The sequence below is a fragment of the Oleiphilus messinensis genome (genome assembly GCF_002162375.1).
Lineage (GTDB): Bacteria > Pseudomonadota > Gammaproteobacteria > Pseudomonadales > Oleiphilaceae > Oleiphilus > Oleiphilus messinensis.
Genome location: NZ_CP021425.1, coordinates 3,849,839 through 3,869,645, shown reverse-complemented (window position 1 = coordinate 3,869,645; position 19,807 = coordinate 3,849,839). Strand labels below are relative to the sequence as shown.

The following is a 19,807-nucleotide window of genomic DNA, read 5'->3' as shown; positions in this document are numbered from 1 at the left end:
CATATTTACAATTTACTTTTTATCAGGCTTCTAATCAAGAATCGAACCGGGTGAAGTGCTTCTTGCAGGTTCACTGAGATTGGGCTTGGCTCACCAAAAATGTGACTGGCAATCATTTCACCTGCCAAAGGGGTTGTGGACAATCCCTTGGACCCATGACCCACGTTAACGTAAACACCTTTGTGATATTTACCGGTAGAATCGAATTGATACAATGCATTTTGCTTGAGCGCCGAAAAACGTACCAGTGTATCCTCTGAGTCCGGGCAGGGCCCGACTATCGGTAAATAATCCGGTGTTGTACAGCGGAATCCGACCTTACCCATAGCTACCTGCTCAGTATTAAGCTGCCGGTTTCTATCCCCGGATTGAGAGTTTTCCTCAGCGATGCTGTTGGCGAGTTGATCGGAAATAAACCGGAGGTTTTCGATGTTCTCTTTATTATCCTCGGTGAGTAATTCGGTACTATTTTCGTTTAATGTAAACGTTGCACCAAAGCAATGTTGACCATCAAAAGCGGGGGCTATATAGCCTTTGGCGCAGACCGCTGTTTTGAGCTGGCCGGAATAGGGCGTGCTTGGCGTGAGGCTGGTTTGGCCACGAATAGGTTTTAAGGGGAGATGGCTTGTTTCGCGGAATTGTTTCGCGCTACTGGAATTGGCGATAACTACGTGCGTAAATCCAGAATGCCGAGTTCCGGATGCGGTGGTAAGTGTCCAAAGGTCGTTACTCTCGTTCGAGATGTCAACAACCCGATCGTTACCGATGAACACTATCGGGTCGGTAAGTAGGGCCTTGCAAAGTTCTGCGGGGCGAACCCAGCCCGACTCCGGGTAGAAAATGCCGGAATGTGGTATGTCAATACCTGCTATGATTGAGGCTTCTTCCGGCGAAACGGGATGTAATAGTTGGTTCGGGTAGTTATTTTGCGTAATGAGTTTCTGCTGCTGTACTTTCTCTTTTTCCTGGTACGCGAGCTGCAGGACGCCCGTGGGGTGCCAGATTTGTGGTAAAAAAGCGGCAAGTTCGGCGAGAATATGTTGTGCGTAAGTCAGTGAGAGCAGTCCAAATTGAGTGCTCGGTGTATAGGTGGCACCCGGCTTTGTATACAGTATTCCCTGAGGATTGCCACTCGCCTCCTGTCCTGGAGAAGCATGTTGATCGAATACTGTTGTACTTGCCCCCCTTCGATGTAAGGCTCGAGCTGTGAAGCAACCTGCGAGACCTGCACCGATGATTGCGATGTTGGGTGGGGTAGTCTGAAGATTGGACGGCGGGTGGTTGCTTTCGGCATCCACAAACCAAGGTGCTTGCTTCGGTTTAACCCTTCTTGGTGGTTCCGGCAAGTTCTCGATCTGATCCAGTTTTTCAGCTTGTAGCTGTGGCCGCTCAAAAATGCCCCCGAGCATTTCCCGTTTTCGGCCAAACCCTTTCACTTTTTCGACCCTAAAACCGTTTTGGATCAGCGACCGTCTGATTACCCCTACGGCACTAAAAGTACTGAACGTGGTGCCATGTTTACTTTTGCAGCCCAGGGTTCCAAGCAAGTCAGTTTGCCAGAGTTCAGGATTCTTGCTGGGCGCAAAGCCATCCAAAAACCAGGCATCTGCGGTAAATTGAAGGTTGTTAAACCCGATAAATGCATCTTCAAAAACCAGCGTCAAATTGATATTGGTTGCAAATTCACGGCGGTGAACACCTCTCAGGGAGGGCGGATATATGGAAAGTAAGCGCTCAACGTCATCTTGTAATTCTGGCCAACGGGTGAGCAGGGCTCGTGCGAGGTCTGCTTTTCGGATAGGGTATTTTTCGGCAGAGACAAAGTGGAGTTGTTGATTTGGCGCAAAATCGAAATTGCGCCAAAGTGCGATTGCGTTCAGGAAGTTGAGCCCGGTTCCAAAACCGGTCTCAACGATCGTGAATGAAAAGGGGATGTTCTGTTCTTTGAGTTCTTGCCAGCGTTCGCTGAGATTATTTTGTTGTAAAAATACGTATTCAGACTCTGCTTTGCCATCATCTCTGGAAAAATAAACATCGCCGAAGGTATTTGATTCTGGTGTCTGTGCATCGTTCCAGTTGATATCAGCGGATTCAACACAGCATGGAGCGGCTCTGACTTTGGACATAAGTTGCGGATCTATATTACGGTGATTTGATTGTGGCTTTGGTTATCTTGATTGGGGTAACAGGAACATTCTGCATACCTTGGTAATATCCCGTAGAGACTTTACTGATATTGTCTGCGATTTCCATGCCTTCAATGACACGCCCAAATACGGCGTAACCAAAACTGCTCGGGCTATGATTCAGATAATTGTTATCAACAACATTGATAAAAAATTGGGATGTGGCTGAGTGTACCTGGTTTGTCCGAGCCATTGCGATGGTGCCGCGTTGATTTTTCAGGCCATTGTTTGCCTCATTCTGAATCGGAGCGTCAGTTTCCTTGCGTTGCATTTGTTCATTAAACCCACCCGCCTGAATCATGAAGTTGGGAATGACTCGATGAAACAGCGTATTTTCATAGTACCCGGAACGGACATAGTTGAGAAAATTCCTGACCGAGATAGGGGCAGCATCCGGATACAATTCGATAACAATGTTGCCCATATCCGTTGTTAATGTAACTGTGGGATTCGCTTTGTTGGTTTCTGTTGCAAAACCCTGGGGTGTAACCAATGCGGTGATTAAACATACAAAACTTAAGGTTAATGTCCGAAAATACTGTTTTATGTTGACGTCCAACGCGCTTAACATGAAAGCTCCTTTTTTAAGGTGGGTTGTGTTGTTTAGTACACCACGAGTGGATTTGCTGGCAATTACGGTTCGAATTATAACGTTAATTGTAGTGCTGCACAGTGGAATTTAGTTGGTGAGCATCAATGTTGAAAATCTGGAAATCCGGGAATAAGTAAAATGTTATTAAATATACCTGGAAATTGATTTCGATCAATCGGGTTGCCATTTAACATTTTTTAACCAAACTTAATAATAATGCAGTATACAAAAAAACCTTAACTGACCATTATTGCGATGTAAGGAATAAACACAGCAGAATTAAAACAGCTTCAAAGAAATAAATTAAAAAGAATATAACCCTGGAGAAATAAGATGCTGACTTCAAAAAAACAGATAGATAAGTCTCGATTAGGTCGACTCTTGGTAAACCGGGGATATATCTCCGAGGCTCAGTTGGATGCCGCACTGGTCGAGCAGGCTGCATCGGGCGCGCGGTTGGGTGAAGTACTGATTGCTCAAGGGTGGATTTGTGAGCGAGAGCTTGAGCGCACACTGAAGCACCAGAAACGTTATCGCTACGCTGCAGCATTTGTTGCGATGGCGGTGGCGCCTTTGCAGCCAATGGTGGCTTTTGCGGCGGGTAGTGCTGGAGCGGCAGTGATACCAACTCAGTCATCACAAGTGAAGGGTCTTGCAGGTCTGTCCGGTTTGAAGCCTCTCGATGATAGTGAAATGGCGTCAGTGACGGCAAAGGGGTTGGTTGAAGATATTGGACAGCTCACAGATATCGTGGAACGGGTTAAAAACAGCGAGAATGGTGAAATAGTGCCCGAAGAAGGTGATGCGGTTCCGCAGGTGGCGTTGTTAGCTCATTTGGCCGCACCTATGACAAACTTTCTTGACTCCAATACAAAAATAGAAGGTGTCGTGTATGACACCGCAACGGCACCGTTTTCTCTGAATTCAGATGGTAGCGTTAATATTGCCATGCCGAGTCATATTGATCGTATTTCCATGACGGATATCAAGCCTCTGGGCGCGGCAGATGGCGCTGCTTCAATGGGAAATATTTACATTTCCGATATTAACTTTGCAAATACTTCCATGACCATTCGTTTAAGATAATCACATGTTCAAGTTATGAATGTTCTGGTACCTGAAAAGCCGCTTTAGCGGCTTTTTTTGTTGGCCGTTAACAGGCTCTAGGCTTTGGCCAGAGTATAGCCACCGGCTCCACTGTGTTGTTGTTTTCCTTGCGCGGTGTAGATTCCCGATTGCTGTGATTGTCCCCTGAATATGTCCATCAGCTTGGCGACTCGTCTGCGAGAGTGTTCCATGACCTTGCCATTTACCTGATTGATGTGTTTGCAGTTTTGCATTCTCTGCTCTGCATCTTCCCATAGATCAATCAGATCCTTACGTCGGCTCGCACGAATCAATGCAGCCATCCGCTTAGGTGTGATAGGGGTATTGAGTTTTTCGAACAGTTTGGTTTTGGCCTTTGAGCTGGCCTCAATCAGGGACAGGGTATCAGTTTTACGTTTGACCACGTCTTGTAGAGATTGAATATTTCGCGAACGCAGAGCGTCTTGTTCTTCAATTAGAATGGTTTCGAGAGTACTGAGGTTTTGAACATCGTTTCTGAGATACTGGGACAGGGCATCAATGGATAAAGTCATGAGTCAAACCTTTTTAGAAAGTGTCTGACTCAAACTCCAGCATTTTTTGTGCCAATTTATCTGCATTTACTGAGTAGCTTCCGTCTTCAACGGCTGCCTTGAGTTTTGCCACCTTTTCACTGTCGACATCAGGTAGTTGTTTTACTGACTCTTCAAGTTGCTGAAGGCTCTTGGCATTATTGCTGACGCTAACTGTCTCGCCACGATTAGCCTGGGCTGGTGGTGTGCTCGCTGGCGACTGTGCTGCATCTTTGGCTTGCGTCTCATTCCTGGCCCGCTGAGCTGCTTGCTGGTTAGGATTGACGCCATTAAAATCAATGACCATTAGACTGTACCTGTATTAGAAACCTGCTATATTCTTGGGTATCGGCTTGCTAGCCAAATACTTTAGCCCGAATGTTTCATAAATGCTTCAAGCAAAACAACATCACTATTGTTTGACTGGTATCTAAACAGGTCACAACTCCTTCAATGGTTGATTTTCCGGATCATATTGTGAAATTTTACTATCTGGGCCGATTTGGCTGCTCATTTATTAACCATTCAAAGGTGTACAGACAAAACTACCCCTCCTCTTAATGAGGTGATGCTTCGTTGTTGGCTTATTGTTTTATCAGCACGTCTGGTTTAAAGCGGGTGGTGGTTTGGCGCAATACAATAGTTCGGTGATGTTGTGCAGTATCGATTTAAAGGGGTAGCAGCTCGGCAATTGGAGTTTGATACGGTCTTTATACTGTACGACTCGGACAGCGATCTTAAAGAGTTTGGTAATGATCGTGGAGGGTTGAGCAGTAGCCAGTTCTGTATTGGCCAACAGTTCAGTTCGGATTACTTGGTGAAGTACATAGGCGGCACACGAGAAAAACAATCGCAAATGGTTAGCCAGAAATGAGTGATCAGAAGTCCGGTCGCTGGCCAGGTCGTTTTTCATCATTTTAATATAATTTTCATCCTGACCTCGCGCACAATACAGATCCTTGTAAAGTATAGTGGGAGTGGTATTGGTGAGAGAGGTCACTACAAATCGGGGATTCTCGCCTAAATCCATGATTTCCGCTTTGAGAATGGTTCGGAACGATTGAGGCCAGGTGCCGGCGGCATAATCGAGTTCATGATAAGTCCGGGTGCTTTGAGGTCGTTCCCGATCGAACAGGAGAGCATTGTGGCATCGCGTTTCATGAAGTTTTCGCGTGTTTTCAAGGTGAGGACTGGCCAATCGTTTGAGCACCTGATTACCGGTGAGGCCAAAGATGAAGTCGGTATGTGGATCGTCCAGTGCCAATTGCATCAATTCCGGATTGGAGAAGTGACCGTCGCCGCGAAGCACGATATGAGTTTCCGGCCAGTGTTGGCGAAGCAGTTTCACCACCCGTTTAATAATCATTGCGTTTTCGGCCCCCTTGGGACGTTTACCGGGGCGTAACACAGCGGTAATGAATTTGCCTGATAAGCCTTCAAACAAAAACAGCGGTAAGTAGCAATGGCTCCGATAATGATGATTATAAAACGAGAATTCCTGTTGGCCATGAGTTTGATCTTCGGAGTGATCCATGTCCAATACAATGATTGCCGGAGTGCTGGCATAACTCGCGATAAACTGTTCAACAAAGGCCTGGGCAATGCGGTAAATGTCACGGGCAGTCACCGCGTTTTCAAGACGAGAGAGTGTCGGCGCACTGGCTAATGCTTCGCTGACTTCCACGGGTTTTCGATTGATGGCAAGCTTGAACAAGGGATCATGACGTAGGCTATTGCAATCATTGCCGTCGTGGTAGCCGCACCCAATCTGGTAAATGCGTTGTGCCAATAAGTCAGCTAAATCGTGATCGATGTAAGAGGGGTGACGCTGATCTTTGATAGCTGCCGTCAGCCGATTAATCAGTCCGACCTGGTGGTCAACGCCGCGTAATAGCATAGCACCAAAATCGGATGACATGGCTCCGCCATCGAAATCTGCGCGCACAGTAAAGCCTGCGGAAGGAGGAAAACGAAGTTGAGTTGGGGTAGAATCTGACATGGGCGACCTTTCTTAGTTTCTTACGAAGCATTTTTTGCGAAATACCCATTATATCAGTGGGTTAAGAAAGGTTTGCCTCTTTTTATGAAATATTCGGGTTAGTAAAATTTTTCAGTCAATCGCGCACTTTAGTTTGATTTAACTTAGCGGATGCCCATGACTATGGTGTTTACCAGGCTAAAAGGGGATTTCAACACGGCCTGGTGCAGTAACCCACGCTTTGACCACTCGTTGTGAACTTGAATTGCGCACAAGTATTTGCTCACCCTGTTGGCCCTTCGAGAGAGCTGTTCCTAACATTTTCACACTAAGTATATCTGATTTCGCCACGATAACCACATTGTCACCCTTTTCAACCAGATCGGCAGGTTTTAACATTCTTGGTGTGACCACGGTGCCAGGCGAGCTAAAGCGTAAAGCTTTCTGACCTACAACCTCAGAGGTGCTGAGATAGTAGCCGTACCGGGTCGAGCGTAGTGGAACTTCTTCCAGTTCGACATTCTCCGTGGTGATGGTTGTGTTGCGATCCAGAGTCGCGCTCACCACTACGACGTACCGGTAAACATTAATATTTGCCGTGACGATAACACTCCAGAGATTATTGCAGGTTACCTTGACCGTATTCCGTGTGCTTTTAAGTGGGTCGCTTAGCCAATTTGCTTCCAATTTTCCCGAGCTGCAGGCCGCAAGCGTTAAACGAGGATCAAGTTTGCCGCTTTCCAGTTCGAAGCGGCTGATTTTCTCCTCTTTTACCAATCGCTCCAGATCTTGTTTTACAAACTGATTGGCTGTTTCAAGAATGCGAAGTTGCTGAGGGGTTGCAGATGCTGCTTGTGAATAGAATATGGCCAGCAAAAAAATTGTGACCATCGGTTGATTTAGCAAGCGAACTCTCATTTTTTGGCCTATTCTTGATAAGTGATAGTGTGAATTTATTGACATAATGTTCCGCCACGATCGCCAATTACCTATTAAAAGCGTCAATTAGTTGGCGGATACGGTTAAAAAGGCAGTCTTTCTGAATGATTGCAAGCGATGTGCCTGCTTTACTAAAGTTTGGATAAAGTCGGGTTTATCAAAATTGGCCAGATAAAGTGTGGTGGATAGTTTCAAGTGGTTCCTTTTGGTCGGGCTGATAATGCGATGCCTTCAGGGACGCTCGCCATTTGGCATAAGAGGTCTAGTTTATGGCTGGTGTGTTAGACAGTGTAAATCAGCGAACGCAATTGGTCGGGCAAAACAGGCTCGAGCTGCTGCTTTTTCGTCTGGTTGGGCAGCAAATTTACGGCATTAACGTTTTTAAAGTGAAAGAAGTATTGCAGTGCCCAAAACTAACAATGATCCCGCAGCGACACCCTGTCGTCCGAGGGGTTGCTCATATTCGTGGTGGAACCATTCCAATCCTGGATATGGGAATGGCAACCGGTCAGCGGGCCATTGATGAAGACGACATTAAAAACTGTTTTGTAATTATTACTGAGTATAATCGCAAAACTCAGGGGTTCCTGGTGAAAGGAGTGGAGCGAATTGTCAACTTGAACTGGGAGGCGATTCATCCACCGCCCAAAGGTGCCGGGAAGGAAAATTATCTTACCGCGGTCACCCAGCTTGATAATCATCTGGTTGAGATTATTGATGTCGAAAAGATACTGGCTGAGGTTGCACCTTCTGATGATAATATAAGTGAAACTGTTCTCGACAAAGTAAACAACGGTGCGCTGAGAGAGAAAAAGATCCTGATCGTTGACGATTCAACAGTTGCCCGCAAACAAATTCAAAACTGTATGAATGCTGTTGGTCTTGAAGCCGTCACTAAAAACGACGGTAAACAGGCCTACGACTATTTGCGAGAACTTGCACAAACGGTAGACAATGTTGCAGATGTGATTGCCCTGATGATTTCGGACGTGGAAATGCCGGAAATGGACGGTTACACGCTTACAACGTTGTGCAAAAATGATCCGAAACTCAAGGATTTGTACATCATGCTACATACCTCTTTGAGCGGGGTTTTCAACCGGGCGATGGTTGAAAAGGTAGGGGCAAATGATTTTATGGCAAAGTTTAGTCCCGATGAGCTGGCAGAAAGAGTTATGGAAGTTATCGATGCACGTTCTTGATAATAGCTTTGCATGGAGTCGGAAATAAACGCATGAGAGCAGGCCAGGATCCAACACAGGCAGAATATGATGAATTTAAACACTTTTTAGAGAGCGCTTGTGGTATTTTGCTTGGTGATAACAAGCAATATCTGGTCAAAAGCCGACTACGCAAAATTATGCAAGAGCATGAGATTGACCGTCTTGGTGCATTGACCGAGCGCTTGAAGCGTTTTAGTTACGGCGATCTGAGGCAAGGCGTCATCGATGCGATGACGACAAATGAAACCCTTTGGTTTCGTGATACGCATCCTTTCCGGATACTCCAGGAAAAACTTTTTCCCGAGCTGGCGCCGAAATTGGGAACGCAGCCTGTCCGCATCTGGTCTGCAGCCTGTTCCACTGGTCAGGAACCGTACTCCATTGCGATGCTGGCAGATGAGTATAAGCGTTTGAATCCCGGTCAACTTAAGGGGGGGGTTAGTCTGGTCGCCACGGATATCTCAAAACGTGTGCTGGAAGCGGCACGTTCAGGTGTTTACGAGATGTTGGCAATTGGCCGGGGATTGTCCAAAGAGCGTCAGGATCGCTATTTTGCGAAGAGTAAAGATGGCTCGTTTCAGGTTAACCCTGATCTCAAGCGGGTGATCGATTTTCGTGAATTGAACTTGCTTGAACGTTATACTGCGCTCGGACGGTTCGATATCATTTTCTGCCGAAATGTCCTTATTTATTTTTCCGCCGATTTAAAGAAAGATATCCTTTCCAGAATGCATCAGGCACTCAAGCCGGGCGGGTATTTAATATTAGGTGCGTCAGAATCGCTAAATAATCTCCCTGAGCATTATGAAATGATGCATTGTAATCCGGGTATTATCTATCGCGCTAAGTGAGTGGGCTTAGCGATTGACGGCAATATATACGATCAGGGTAGGCAATCAGGGGGGGCTTCCTGTATTCCGGTTAATGACTGCTTGCCCCTTATTACCCATTCATATTATGCCTTAGCTCGCGCATGCGACGCATGCAATTTGTTCGGCTTCACTTATCATATCGGCTCCCTCTTCCTGATCCTTATTTTTTAGATCCGTAGCTTTATCGTCTCGCTGATGAGTGGCGATATTTTGATGGGGAGTCGATTTGAAGGGGTTGATTGAGCGATCAGTATCGTAGGTGTACAGGTCGTCGATTTGCATTAAATCAGAAATCAATGTAGTCGCATTGGCCTTGGCTCCGGACAGTGTATTGTCTGTCGTGTCTGATGACGGATTGTTGGCCAGATAGCTTGTTTCTTCCATCGAAAGAATCGAGAGCAATACAAGACATATCGCGAGAAATGCTAATGGAATAAACGTTGAAGAGTTGGTATTAGTCATGTTCAAGTTCGCTCTATAGTGGTGTTCCGTGACCGGTTGAAATCCTTTCTTTCTCTTTCGGGCGGTGAAGGAAATCTGTATCTAACTATATGTGGGAAAAAGTTCCACGTCAAGTTTGGGTGCTAGATTCTTTATGATCTGGTAAGCTTTGTGGTTTTTGAAAACTGCCCGTTTCGGGTAGTCTGCAATAAGGGAATGTTTGATTTGGGTATGACGCTGAAAAACGTTTTTGTTTTCCTCGGTATTACAATGGCGGGGTCGGTTTTAGCTTCGCCAACTCTTAAATTCAGTGCGGGGGGTTATTCGAGTCAAGGAGATTACGGTTTATCTTCGGATACGCAGATTCAGGGGATTCCCGTCAGTGCACAATATCGTGCCTGGCCGTGGAAACTGAAATTGAGTGGCTCATACGTTCATTTAAAGGGGCCTGGCACATTGGAAGATGCTGATCTTGGGAATGGCTCGCAGTTTCGAATTAAAGACGTCTATGGTTTCGGTGATACGTCCGTTACGATTGAGCACGAGAGCGTATCCCGTCCAGCTGCATCAAGATGGTATTGGAGTTCCGGTATACGGATAAAACTGCCTACTGGTGAGCGTGACAAAGGATTGGGAACTGGCGAAGCGGATCTGGAGCCTCGTTTTATGCTGATGTGGCTAAATGAAACCTGGCGCCCATATGTACGTGTAAAATACACCATTCGCGGGAATCCGGATGACCGAAAACTTGATAATGGTTTTGGCGCAACTCTGGGGGTTGATGTTCCGGTTAATCCTCAAGTCCGGGTGGGTGCACAAGTCAGCGGTCGTGAGAGTTCAACTTCTACAGGACATGATCGATTGGATGTGCTGATGACCAGCACGGTTAAATGGGATTCATCGTTTTCTTCCACTGTATATGCATCTGGTGGATTGAAGGAGGGGAGTGCAGATTATTTGTTTGGCGTTGATTTTAGTTACTCGTTCAAGCTCTAGAGTTTGGAGATAGATAAAAATTTCGTTTGCAATAAAAAAGCCGTCTGTATGAACAAGACGGCTTTTGTTTCAGAGTGCGGCTAATGACTGTTTTAGTCACCTACCGGTTCTGTGACTTCGGGAACATCTATTTCTGGTGGGGTCAGGTCCGGTGTGTTGATGTCCACTTCTGGAACCTCGAAGCTGTCAATCACTTCGGGTGGTTCAAACACTTCGTCCGGAGTGTTGTGTTGAATACCTGTGCCACCGATTCCACCTTCCTCAGGTTCATCAAAATCGATCAATGAAGCGCCACTTACCAGTGCCCAGGCGCTCAATGTCAGTATTAATTTGAGTAGGCTATTTTTCATCATCAGCCTCCTTTTTGCCTTCAACGTCTTTTTTAGGGGCCTGCTCTTCAACCCAGAAGTAAGCGCCGAGATTAAAGCGTTGGTTGGCTCCTTCTTTGCCTCTATCATCAATCTGCAAGGCTTTTGCCTCTTTGTTAACCGATACAAGTAATGCTGTTGCCTGAACTTCAATGAGCTCTCGTAATGTTTCAATCGATTCTGTGGTCAAGTTGTTATAAAACACGCCACGATCAAACTGAGGGGGTTCTCCATTCGTCAAGTTGTGTGCACTGGCACTAATATGATCATGCAAGTGCTTGCCGAAGAAGAAGGCCTTATCGTCGAAACCGTGTTTGGGTACGAAAGCGTCATTATTCAATACAACATGATCTTTGTCATCCATTTTTGCAACGCCGAGTCGAACCCACTCGTCCAGAACGGCTCGGGAACGAATATCCTGTTTTGCGACCTCTTTTACAAGTTGATCGAATGACAGGCCTTTGTCCCCGGATTTGGGTAGGGCAATGGGCAGCCCTTCGGCGTTCAGGTACGCAGGATCGGATAACCAGCGGGCTATGATCTGTGATCCCAAAGAGGCTGTCGCCGAGGGAACATAAGCTTCTTCCGATACTTCTCTCAGTCGTTTCACATCTTTTCGATGGATACCGGTCAACAAACTGATCCGGCTGTCAGTTTGTGCTTTGCCTTCCAATTTAAAATCACGCTCAGCAACGTCAACGTAGAGTTGCTTCAAAATATTACCTAGTGATGGATAGGTAATTTGAAAATGCAAAAGCAAACGTACCAGAGGTCGCAACAAATGATGCAACGCTTTGATAAATGCTTTTGACGGTTCTTTAATGGGGGTGCTTGTCTCTTTCATACGGACAAGTTTAAACAAAAAGAGGGAAAATTTCCCGCATTATTTTGAGAAAAAGTGAAAAATCTTTAATATTTTCGTGAAGTGAGTCTCTCCCAGCGGTGCAAATTATTTCAATTGGGTGATTGGTGTACAGTTTTGGGCGATTCAATACAGGAATTGTTGTTGTTTTATTTTTTTATACCAACTGTCATTTATCTGGAACCTGTCAGTAATAAATAGTGATTACTCTCATCGCCTGCCATTTCCAGTTCGCCTGGAGTGGTGTATTTCTCAGGATTCCTATTATTAAAGTAGATGGAAGACAGTTATGCCTCGTATATTTTCCTTATTTCTAGTTATATTGAGTTCTTTAATACTCACCGCCTGTGATGACGATGATGACAATAACTCAGCGGCTGTGAACGCTGAAAGTGGATTTCAGGTTGGGCCCAGACCTTTCTTTCTTGTAGAGGATATGGATGAAGGAGAGCTTAAAACCGCTTTGCAATCCTGTGAAAACGGTCCTTTTGTCAAAACTGATTTCTCGATTGGTCACCGTGGTGCGCCAATGCAGTTCCCTGAGCACACCCGTGAATCCTATGTTGCTGCAGCAAAAATGGGGGCGGGAATCGTTGAGTGCGATGTCACGTTCACTGCAGATCGTCAATTGGTTTGTCGTCACTCGCAATGTGATTTACATACAACGACCAACATTTTGGCCAAGCCAGAGCTGGCAGAAAAGTGTTCGACCCCATTCAGCCCTGCTGACGCAGCCTCTGGAACTGCTGCTACGGCGCAATGCTGTACCAGCGATATCACTTTGGCTGAGTTTAAATCTTTGTGTGGAAAAATGGATGCAAGCGATGCGACTGCCACCACTGTTGAGCAGTACATGAAGGGAACCGCAGATTGGCGCACTGATTTGTATTCTGCTTGTGGCACATTGATGACTCACGCTGAAAGTATCGAGCTGTTCAAATCCTTGGATGTAAAAATGACGCCGGAGCTTAAATCTCCGAGTGTAGAGATGCCTTTTGAAGGTGATTACACCCAGGAGGATTATGCCCAGCAAATGATTGATGAATATAAAGCAGCTGGAGTAGATCCGGAGAATGTATACGCCCAGTCTTTCAATCTGCAAGACGTATTGTACTGGATTCAGCAGGAACCTGCTTTTGGTCAACAGGGCGTTTACCTGGATGACCGAGTTTACAATGATCCTTCATTCACACCATCATTGGCGGATTTTGAAGAGTTGGCGGCGCAAGGTGTCAAGATTGTTGCTCCCCCCATGTATGCGTTGTTGACCCTTGATGCTGATGAGCGAATTGTGCCTTCAGAGTATGCTACGCTGGCAAAGGCTGCGGGTCTGGAAATTATTACCTGGACACTTGAACGTGATGGCCCTTTGGCGCAAGGTGGTGGCTGGTATCATCAGAGTATTGCTGAACAAATCAATAATGATGGCGATACCATGACTGTTCTCGATGTGCTGGCCAAGCAAGTTGGTGTTAAAGGTATCTTCTCTGACTGGCCAGGTACGGTTACCTACTATGCCAGCTGCATGGATATGAGATAAAAATGCATCAAGCCGCGATATCCCGCCAAAGTGTGCCCGGAGTCGCGGCTTGGTTGTAGAATTCGACCTGTCCTGGTAAGTGTGCCAATCTCTTCTGCTTTATTTTTGTCCCCCCATTTTAAACCGGCCTGGTTTACCTTAACATTTCCGCATACCTACGAAATCGTCTGTTTTTAATTGGAAAACGTAATATGAGTCGTTATTGGAGCAAACTGGTTCAGTCTCTGGAACCTTATGTGCCTGGTGAGCAACCGAAAATCAGCAATTTAATCAAATTGAATACCAACGAAAACCCCTATGGACCTGCGCCCAGTGTGCTTGAGGCAATTCAGGCGCATACCAATAATGATCTCCGTCTTTATCCTGATCCGAACTCAGACAATATGAAAGTTGCATTGGCGCAATACTACGGTGTTCAGCCAGAGCAGGTATTTGTCGGGAACGGCTCGGATGAAGTTTTGGCGCATGCTTTTCAGGCGTTACTGAAACACGATAAACCGTTGTTGTTTCCAGATATTACCTACAGCTTTTATCCGGTTTATTGTCAGTTATACGACGTTCAATACCGGAAAGTGCCTCTAACTGATAGGTTTACAATCAACCCCGATGATTACGGGATCGAAAATGGTGGCATTATTTTTCCAAATCCAAATGCGCCCACCGGTACAGCAATGGCGTTGGAGCAAATAGAAGCCATATTGAAAGCAAACCCGGATTCGGTTGTTGTCGTTGACGAAGCCTATGTCGATTTTGGTGCTGCATCTGCTGTTTCGCTGTTACCGTCCTACCCCAATTTGCTGGTCGTCCAGACGTTCTCGAAGTCACGCTCCCTGGCTGCGCTGCGAATCGGTTTCGCACTGGGCTCTGCAGAACTTGTTGATGCCCTGGAGCGGGTGAAGAACAGTTTTAATTCTTATCCGGTGGATCGTTTGGCACAGCAGGCAGCGGTAGCATCTCTTGCGGATGAAGCGTACTTTGAAAGTACTTGTCAAAGGATTATTTCGACTCGCGACAACCTTACGCGAGAATTGTCATTGCTGGATTTCGAAGTCTTACCGTCCAGTGCCAATTTTGTGTTTGCCCGACACCGTGTGCGCGATGCTCGGGAAATCAGCCAACACCTGCGATCACAATCGGTTATTGTGCGTTACTTTGAAAAAGATCGAATAGACCAGTTTTTACGTATCACGATTGGAACAGATAAAGAGTGTGATACGCTAATATCGATATTGAAGGACTATTTGTCTTAAGTCTTAATACAGGTAAGTCTCAGAAATTCCGAGTACAGGGCATAGCAAGTACAGGACATAGCAAGTACAGGAATTGAAGTAGACTTTGCTCAGGAGGTGGAGAATGACTGATCAACGAACTGAAAAACGCCAGCAAATGGGCCAATACATCGATCAGGCATTAGGGCGGGTTGCGGCGGATCTGGTCATTCGGAACACCCGTTTTCTGGACGTTATTAATGGAGAACTTATAGGCGGGGATATCGCGATTTGTGGCGACAGAATTGTGGGCACCTGCGAGTCATATACTGGAACCCGGGAAATTGATGGCACAGGATTGACTGTGGTGCCCGGTTTCATTGACACCCATGTTCATTGTGAGTCCAGCTTGGTGACACCATTGGAGTTTGACCGGTGTGTCTTGCCTAAAGGAACCACAACCGCCATTTGCGATCCCCATGAAATAGCCAATGTGCTGGGGCGTGAAGGTATTGAGTATTTCTTGACGTGTGCGAAACAAACGATATTGGATCTTCGGGTACAGCTCTCTTCCTGTGTGCCTTCAACCCACCTGGAAACGGCTGGGGCAGAGTTAAAAGCCGATGATCTTGTTGCTTTGCGTGATCACGAAAAGGTCATCGGGCTTGCCGAAATGATGAACTACCCTGGTTTATTGGCAAAAGACCCGGTTGTGGTTGATAAACTTGCCGCGTTTGATGGCTGGCATATTGATGGTCATGCGCCGCTCGTCAGGGGGCGAGAGCTTAATGCTTATCTGGCTTGCGGTATCTGTAATTGCCATGAGACGACCTCTCGTGACGAGGCGAGAGAGAAGTTACGAAAGGGCATGCATGTACTGATTCGGGAAGGAACCGTCTCCAAGGATCTCGATGAATTGGCACTGTTACTCAATCCTCTGACGTCCAATGCCATGGGATTTTGTACGGATGATCGAAATCCGCTGGATATAGGCGAAGAAGGACATGTCGATTATTTGATTCGCCGCTCTATCGCATTGGGAATCGCTCCCGCGGATGCCTATCGTGCAGCAACCTGGTCTGCGGCCCGTGCCTTCGGCCTGCGGGACAGAGGTTTGGTTGCGCCCGGTAAAAGGGCGGATCTGGTGTTGCTTTCTGACTATGAAACCTGTGCGGTCAAGCAGGTGATCAGTGCCGGGAAACTGATTTCAGCGGAGAGTTTTAGCAACCGTTCTGCACCCAAGGTTGTCGGTCTCAATAGTGTCAAGCGCAAGCCTGTGAGAGCCAGTGACTTTGAAATACGCTGTGAGTCTGCCGAGCTCCCGGTGATCGGTGTGCTCGAGGGGAGCATTATCACGGAACACCTCCGGCATACTGTTCCCTTTGTATCCCCGGAAAGTAAAATAAGGGTTGCAGATCCCGTTCAGGATATTTTGAAAATCTGTGTGCTGGAACGGCATGGCAAGGACGGCAATATGAGTCATGGCTTTGTCAAAGGCTTTGGTCTTGGCAGCGGCTGCCTTGCATCTTCCGTCGGGCACGATAGTCATAATCTGTGTGTAGTTGGCCAAGACGATCAGGATATGGCTGTTGCCGTAAACCGCCTGATTGAATTGGGTGGCGGATTTGTTGCTGTTGAGAAGGGGCAGGTACTTGCAGAGTTGCCCTTGCCGGTTGCCGGCCTGATGAGTCTGGAGCCCTTTGAGCGTGTCAGTGACCAGCTTAAAGCGCTGCGCGATGTGGTTCGTCGTCTTGGTTGTAGGCTCCCTGAGCCTTTTTTACAGCTGGCATTTTTGCCGTTGCCGGTTATCCCCCATCTCAAAATTACTGATCGCGGCTTGGTAGATGTTGATCGTTTTGATTTAATTCCGCTAAATTGATGCTTCCATTCCCGATGTCATAAATATGTCATCATCAGATCTGAGTATTACGGTTCGGGCTCGACCTGAGCGCAGCCGTAATCATGAGCTAGGTGTTCGAGCTCACTTTTCCATACTATGTTCAAATGATTTGACCGGAGTTGTTCTCATCATGCAGGTGTTGGTTGTATTTGTGCGTTTCTTTGTTTTAGGTTTAATCAGTTTTGGTGGGCCTGCGGCACATATCGGTTATTTTCAAAAAGAATTTGTCGATCGCCTGAAATGGATAAGCGTGGATCATTATGGCAAGCTGGTCGCACTGAGCCAGTTTTTGCCAGGCCCAGGCTCCAGTCAGGTCGGATTCGCGATTGGGCTTGAGCGGGCTGGTTTATTGGGTGGCGTTGCGGCATTTATTGGTTTTACCTTGCCCTCGTTTTTGCTGATGTTCCTGCTCGCGACTTTGGGGCAGCATTTTCTGGGGATGCCTTTATATAGTGGTGTTATCGCAGGCTTGAAGTTACTGGCAGTAATTGTGGTTGCTGATGCCGTTTTGACGATGTACGGCGCTTTTTGCCAGCGACGTCTGCATCAGTGTATTGCTTTCGGTACTGCCATAATACTGCTCTGTCTGCCAGGTATCGAATGGCAAGTCCTGGTCTTATTGCTGGCTGCTATTATGGGGAGCATTGGGGCGCACCGTCGTAATTCCGATAAAAAAAGCCCTGAGACAAATGACCACGAGGCTGAATTGATCCAGTCGAACACTCACACAGTGACGTCTAAAATAGCAATGTTGGTCTTTGTAGCGGGTTGGTTTGGTGTTCTCTTTGTTCCTGAAGTCCATTCATTTTTTACGTTATTTGCAGATTTTTTCCATGCCGGTAGTCTGGTCTTCGGGGGCGGTCATGTTGTGTTGCCTCTCTTGCAGGAAACGGTTGGCGATGCCCTGACGCCTGATCAATTTCTTTCAGGTTATGCCGCCGCACAAGCGGTGCCGGGGCCGATGTTTTCACTTGCAACATATCTTGGCGTACAGTTGCTGCCGAGTAGTCCCCTAATGGGCGCATTGATCGCAACACTTGGTATTTTCCTGCCAGGATTTTTACTGGTTCTGGTTTTGCAGAACTATTGGCTCAGGCTTTCTCGTCAATCCCTTATTGCAGGTTCCGTGGCCGCGATCAATGCTGCTGTTGTCGGGCTATTGCTTACGGCACTTTACGACCCTGTATTTGTGTCTGCGGTGACGAGTCGTGTGGATTTTGCTGTCATTATCCTGGGCTTGGTGTTGCTTCGCCTGTTTAGGTTTCACATTATCTGGTTAGTTGTAGTGGCGCTCACATATGGGGGGATTACTCAAATTGCTTTTGTTTGATCTATTGCTATGGTTTATAGAGGGAAGCGTTTCCTGAGTGGATGCGCAAGTCAGTTGCCTTAGAGCAAGCAGTGAACGCAAAGAGTTAAATTATGAAGAAATCAGATGTCGTCGATATTTTGTTAGTGGCAGCGGATTTCGCACTTCTGACAATCAAGAGCGATGGCATTATACTCTCATCGTCTCCGGGAATCCGTGGAATCTTCAATCGCCAGGAAGGTGAAGTTGAAGGTCTTTCTTTGTGTGAACTCATTCCCGAGCTTAAGCAGTATAGCTCTGCAGAGTTTAATCCCATCCAACCTCGAGGTGGAATGTCCTTGATGGATGATGAAGATGCTGAAGTCGGGGCATGTCGATATCTGGAATTTCTCGCTGCCAATGAAGAGGTAACCGGTGAATTTGAATTACGCGTAGACTTTGAGGGTAATCAAAAGTGGATTTCGATCTCAACCTATAAGTTATTGCACCAGGGTGACATTGTTTTCGCCGTCATTCTGGATGATGTCACCCGCCGAAAAAATGCGGAAGAGGAAATCCGGGAGTTAAATGAAAACCTGGAGCTTCGGGTTGAGGAGCGTACCGCACAAATCAAGAACATGGTTAATTCCTGTGGTTCCGAGCTGGGTAAAATCAATTCAACATATCAGGATATGAAGGAGCGACATATGTCGCTTATGGAGGGAATTGAATCCCGTGTGATCGAGCGGGTCGAAGGGTTGAGTGAAACCCAGCAAAACAAAGTAAGGGATGCTTTGCAGTCGGAGTTGATCCAGTGTATGAATCTGTATTCAGAGGATCAAATTACGGATCAGAAGTTTATGTTGACCATCATGTCGCTCAATGAAATTTTCGGTGGTGCAAAGGAAAGCAATGCGAACTTGAAGCCCGGGCAGTTGAGCGGTACGGATCAGGATGAAGTGGACGATCTGCTGGCTTCATTGGGAATTTAAAAAAAATTTCTTCCATTAAAAGACGACTGGTCGTATAATTTTTAGCCATGGCAAGACCGAGAAGATCAGAACATACACAGAAAGCGCTCCTGGAAGAGGGTATCAAACAACTCTCTGAGCATGGATATCATGGCACTGGCATTAAACAAGTGCTGGATGCCGTGCGAGTGCCCAAAGGCTCTTTTTATAATTACTTTGAGAGTAAAGAGGCCTATGTGGCAGCCATTATTCGGGAGTATAACCAACAAGTATTAGGCCAGTTTGACGCATTTGTTGAGGGGACAGATTTTCCGGCATCCCAAAAACTGAAACTTCTTTATGCTTATATGCTGAATAAGCATGACAACAGTGGCTGCCAGCAAGGCTGTCTGGTTGGCAGTATTGCAGCAGAAATTGGCGGCAGTTTGAGTCTTTGCCAGCAGGCGATGATTGAAGGTGTCCAGTTGTGGCAGCGGCGACTTTCTGCATTGGTTGTGCAGGCTCAGGTGGAAGGTGATATGCGTAAGGATATTCCGGCGGATACCATAGCGGAGCTAATTTGGTCTTTATGGGAAGGCAGTTTACTGCGTATGAAGCTTGAAGGTTGCGTCGACCGAACCCGCAGCCTGGTAGATGTTACGTTTAATACGTTGCTTGTGAAGCAGTAAGACTTTAAACAGTAAAGCAGTAGACTCTAAACAGTAAAAAGGTGATATATGTTGAACGGTTCGCCGCTCAGGATATCACCTATTTTTATAACTTATTAGTAGACGACCGGTCTAATT

General features: G+C 46.5%; 19 protein-coding genes. 10 read left to right on the top strand and 9 right to left on the bottom strand.

Annotated features, from left to right (window positions below; translation table 11 throughout):
* Positions 1 to 5: 5 nt before the first annotated feature.
* Positions 6 to 2,126 (bottom strand): bifunctional tRNA (5-methylaminomethyl-2-thiouridine)(34)-methyltransferase MnmD/FAD-dependent 5-carboxymethylaminomethyl-2-thiouridine(34) oxidoreductase MnmC, encoded by a 2,121-nt coding sequence (gene mnmC / locus OLMES_RS16885; RefSeq protein WP_087462352.1) that lies wholly within the window; start codon positions 2,124 to 2,126, stop codon positions 6 to 8.
* 16 nt (positions 2,127 to 2,142) lie between these two features.
* On the bottom strand, positions 2,143 to 2,757 hold the full coding sequence (locus tag OLMES_RS28885; RefSeq protein ID WP_087462351.1) for a peptidylprolyl isomerase: 615 nt from the start codon (positions 2,755 to 2,757) through the stop codon (positions 2,143 to 2,145).
* Positions 2,758 to 3,111: 354 nt separating this feature from the next.
* Between OLMES_RS28885 and OLMES_RS16875 the strand changes: the two genes are divergently transcribed.
* The gene (locus OLMES_RS16875; RefSeq protein ID WP_087462350.1) at positions 3,112 to 3,864 is read left to right on the top strand and encodes a hypothetical protein; all 753 of its coding nucleotides are present in this window, start codon (positions 3,112 to 3,114) and stop codon (positions 3,862 to 3,864) included.
* Positions 3,865 to 3,941: 77 nt separating this feature from the next.
* Here OLMES_RS16875 and OLMES_RS16870 read toward each other — a convergent pair whose 3' ends face one another.
* The 4 genes from OLMES_RS16870 to flgA all read right to left on the bottom strand — a co-directional run bounded on the left by OLMES_RS16870 (position 3,942) and on the right by flgA (position 7,332).
* Positions 3,942 to 4,418 carry a flagella synthesis protein FlgN gene (locus OLMES_RS16870; RefSeq protein ID WP_087462349.1) on the bottom strand — a complete coding sequence of 159 codons (477 nt, stop codon included), beginning with the start codon at positions 4,416 to 4,418 and terminating at the stop codon, positions 3,942 to 3,944.
* A gap of 13 nt (positions 4,419 to 4,431) precedes the next feature.
* The gene (gene flgM, locus OLMES_RS16865) at positions 4,432 to 4,743 is read right to left on the bottom strand and encodes a flagellar biosynthesis anti-sigma factor FlgM (protein WP_087462348.1); all 312 of its coding nucleotides are present in this window, start codon (positions 4,741 to 4,743) and stop codon (positions 4,432 to 4,434) included.
* Positions 4,744 to 5,031: 288 nt separating this feature from the next.
* Positions 5,032 to 6,435 carry an IS1380 family transposase gene (locus tag OLMES_RS16860; protein WP_087462347.1) on the bottom strand — a complete coding sequence of 468 codons (1,404 nt, stop codon included), beginning with the start codon at positions 6,433 to 6,435 and terminating at the stop codon, positions 5,032 to 5,034.
* 177 nt (positions 6,436 to 6,612) lie between these two features.
* Complete coding sequence (gene flgA / locus OLMES_RS16855) at positions 6,613 to 7,332, bottom strand: flagellar basal body P-ring formation chaperone FlgA (RefSeq protein WP_157678357.1); 720 nt, start codon at positions 7,330 to 7,332, stop codon at positions 6,613 to 6,615.
* Between the two features lie 290 nt (positions 7,333 to 7,622).
* Between flgA and OLMES_RS16850 the strand changes: the two genes are divergently transcribed.
* Both OLMES_RS16850 and OLMES_RS16845 read left to right on the top strand, forming a co-directional pair.
* Positions 7,623 to 8,555: a chemotaxis protein CheV gene (locus OLMES_RS16850; protein ID WP_087462345.1), complete on the top strand. Its 933-nt coding sequence runs from the start codon at positions 7,623 to 7,625 to the stop codon at positions 8,553 to 8,555.
* Between the two features lie 32 nt (positions 8,556 to 8,587).
* Positions 8,588 to 9,427, top strand: coding sequence for a CheR family methyltransferase (locus OLMES_RS16845; protein ID WP_087462344.1), 840 nt, complete (start codon positions 8,588 to 8,590; stop codon positions 9,425 to 9,427).
* A 111-nt stretch (positions 9,428 to 9,538) separates the two neighbouring features.
* Here OLMES_RS16845 and OLMES_RS16840 read toward each other — a convergent pair whose 3' ends face one another.
* Entirely contained in the window at positions 9,539 to 9,910 is a 372-nt protein-coding gene (locus tag OLMES_RS16840; RefSeq protein ID WP_157678355.1) for a hypothetical protein, read from the bottom strand.
* 210 nt (positions 9,911 to 10,120) lie between these two features.
* Here OLMES_RS16840 and OLMES_RS16835 point away from each other — a divergent pair, with 210 nt between their 5' ends.
* The gene (locus tag OLMES_RS16835) at positions 10,121 to 10,885 is read left to right on the top strand and encodes a transporter (RefSeq protein ID WP_157678353.1); all 765 of its coding nucleotides are present in this window, start codon (positions 10,121 to 10,123) and stop codon (positions 10,883 to 10,885) included.
* Positions 10,886 to 10,977: 92 nt separating this feature from the next.
* Here the strand turns inward: OLMES_RS16835 and OLMES_RS16830 are convergent, their stop codons facing one another.
* The gene (locus OLMES_RS16830; RefSeq protein ID WP_157678352.1) at positions 10,978 to 11,238 is read right to left on the bottom strand and encodes a hypothetical protein; all 261 of its coding nucleotides are present in this window, start codon (positions 11,236 to 11,238) and stop codon (positions 10,978 to 10,980) included.
* Entirely contained in the window at positions 11,225 to 12,115 is an 891-nt protein-coding gene (locus OLMES_RS16825) for a DUF6502 family protein (protein ID WP_198343011.1), read from the bottom strand. Before OLMES_RS16825 ends, OLMES_RS16830 begins: the two co-directional genes overlap by 14 nt.
* 289 nt (positions 12,116 to 12,404) lie before the next feature.
* Between OLMES_RS16825 and OLMES_RS16820 the strand changes: the two genes are divergently transcribed.
* The 6 genes from OLMES_RS16820 (at position 12,405) to OLMES_RS16795 (ending at position 19,690) form a co-directional block, all read left to right on the top strand.
* Positions 12,405 to 13,655, top strand: a complete 1,251-nt coding sequence (locus OLMES_RS16820; RefSeq protein ID WP_087462339.1) for a glycerophosphodiester phosphodiesterase family protein — start codon at positions 12,405 to 12,407, stop codon at positions 13,653 to 13,655.
* A gap of 191 nt (positions 13,656 to 13,846) precedes the next feature.
* Entirely contained in the window at positions 13,847 to 14,905 is a 1,059-nt protein-coding gene (gene hisC, locus OLMES_RS16815; RefSeq protein ID WP_087462338.1) for a histidinol-phosphate transaminase, read from the top strand.
* Positions 14,906 to 15,008: 103 nt separating this feature from the next.
* Complete coding sequence (gene ade, locus OLMES_RS16810) at positions 15,009 to 16,742, top strand: adenine deaminase (protein WP_087462337.1); 1,734 nt, start codon at positions 15,009 to 15,011, stop codon at positions 16,740 to 16,742.
* A gap of 25 nt (positions 16,743 to 16,767) precedes the next feature.
* Positions 16,768 to 18,093 (top strand): chromate efflux transporter, encoded by a 1,326-nt coding sequence (gene chrA / locus OLMES_RS16805; protein WP_408635098.1) that lies wholly within the window; start codon positions 16,768 to 16,770, stop codon positions 18,091 to 18,093.
* 92 nt (positions 18,094 to 18,185) lie between these two features.
* Positions 18,186 to 19,043 carry a hypothetical protein gene (locus OLMES_RS16800; protein ID WP_087462336.1) on the top strand — a complete coding sequence of 286 codons (858 nt, stop codon included), beginning with the start codon at positions 18,186 to 18,188 and terminating at the stop codon, positions 19,041 to 19,043.
* 47 nt (positions 19,044 to 19,090) lie between these two features.
* The gene (locus tag OLMES_RS16795; RefSeq protein WP_087462335.1) at positions 19,091 to 19,690 is read left to right on the top strand and encodes a TetR/AcrR family transcriptional regulator; all 600 of its coding nucleotides are present in this window, start codon (positions 19,091 to 19,093) and stop codon (positions 19,688 to 19,690) included.
* Positions 19,691 to 19,807 lie beyond the last annotated feature (117 nt).

Coding starts and splice junctions, on each gene's coding strand:
- mnmC (WP_087462352.1), bottom strand. CDS start 2,126: ATGTCCAAAGTCAGAGCCGCTCCATGCTGTGTTGAATCCGCTGATATC.
- OLMES_RS28885 (WP_087462351.1), bottom strand. CDS start 2,757: ATGTTAAGCGCGTTGGACGTCAACATAAAACAGTATTTTCGGACATTA.
- OLMES_RS16875 (WP_087462350.1), top strand. CDS start 3,112: ATGCTGACTTCAAAAAAACAGATAGATAAGTCTCGATTAGGTCGACTC.
- OLMES_RS16870 (WP_087462349.1), bottom strand. CDS start 4,418: ATGACTTTATCCATTGATGCCCTGTCCCAGTATCTCAGAAACGATGTT.
- flgM (WP_087462348.1), bottom strand. CDS start 4,743: ATGGTCATTGATTTTAATGGCGTCAATCCTAACCAGCAAGCAGCTCAG.
- OLMES_RS16860 (WP_087462347.1), bottom strand. CDS start 6,435: ATGTCAGATTCTACCCCAACTCAACTTCGTTTTCCTCCTTCCGCAGGC.
- flgA (WP_157678357.1), bottom strand. CDS start 7,332: ATGAGAGTTCGCTTGCTAAATCAACCGATGGTCACAATTTTTTTGCTG.
- OLMES_RS16850 (WP_087462345.1), top strand. CDS start 7,623: ATGGCTGGTGTGTTAGACAGTGTAAATCAGCGAACGCAATTGGTCGGG.
- OLMES_RS16845 (WP_087462344.1), top strand. CDS start 8,588: ATGAGAGCAGGCCAGGATCCAACACAGGCAGAATATGATGAATTTAAA.
- OLMES_RS16840 (WP_157678355.1), bottom strand. CDS start 9,910: ATGACTAATACCAACTCTTCAACGTTTATTCCATTAGCATTTCTCGCG.
- OLMES_RS16835 (WP_157678353.1), top strand. CDS start 10,121: ATGACGCTGAAAAACGTTTTTGTTTTCCTCGGTATTACAATGGCGGGG.
- OLMES_RS16830 (WP_157678352.1), bottom strand. CDS start 11,238: ATGATGAAAAATAGCCTACTCAAATTAATACTGACATTGAGCGCCTGG.
- OLMES_RS16820 (WP_087462339.1), top strand. CDS start 12,405: ATGCCTCGTATATTTTCCTTATTTCTAGTTATATTGAGTTCTTTAATA.
- hisC (WP_087462338.1), top strand. CDS start 13,847: ATGAGTCGTTATTGGAGCAAACTGGTTCAGTCTCTGGAACCTTATGTG.
- ade (WP_087462337.1), top strand. CDS start 15,009: ATGACTGATCAACGAACTGAAAAACGCCAGCAAATGGGCCAATACATC.
- chrA (WP_408635098.1), top strand. CDS start 16,768: ATGTCATCATCAGATCTGAGTATTACGGTTCGGGCTCGACCTGAGCGC.
- OLMES_RS16800 (WP_087462336.1), top strand. CDS start 18,186: ATGAAGAAATCAGATGTCGTCGATATTTTGTTAGTGGCAGCGGATTTC.
- OLMES_RS16795 (WP_087462335.1), top strand. CDS start 19,091: ATGGCAAGACCGAGAAGATCAGAACATACACAGAAAGCGCTCCTGGAA.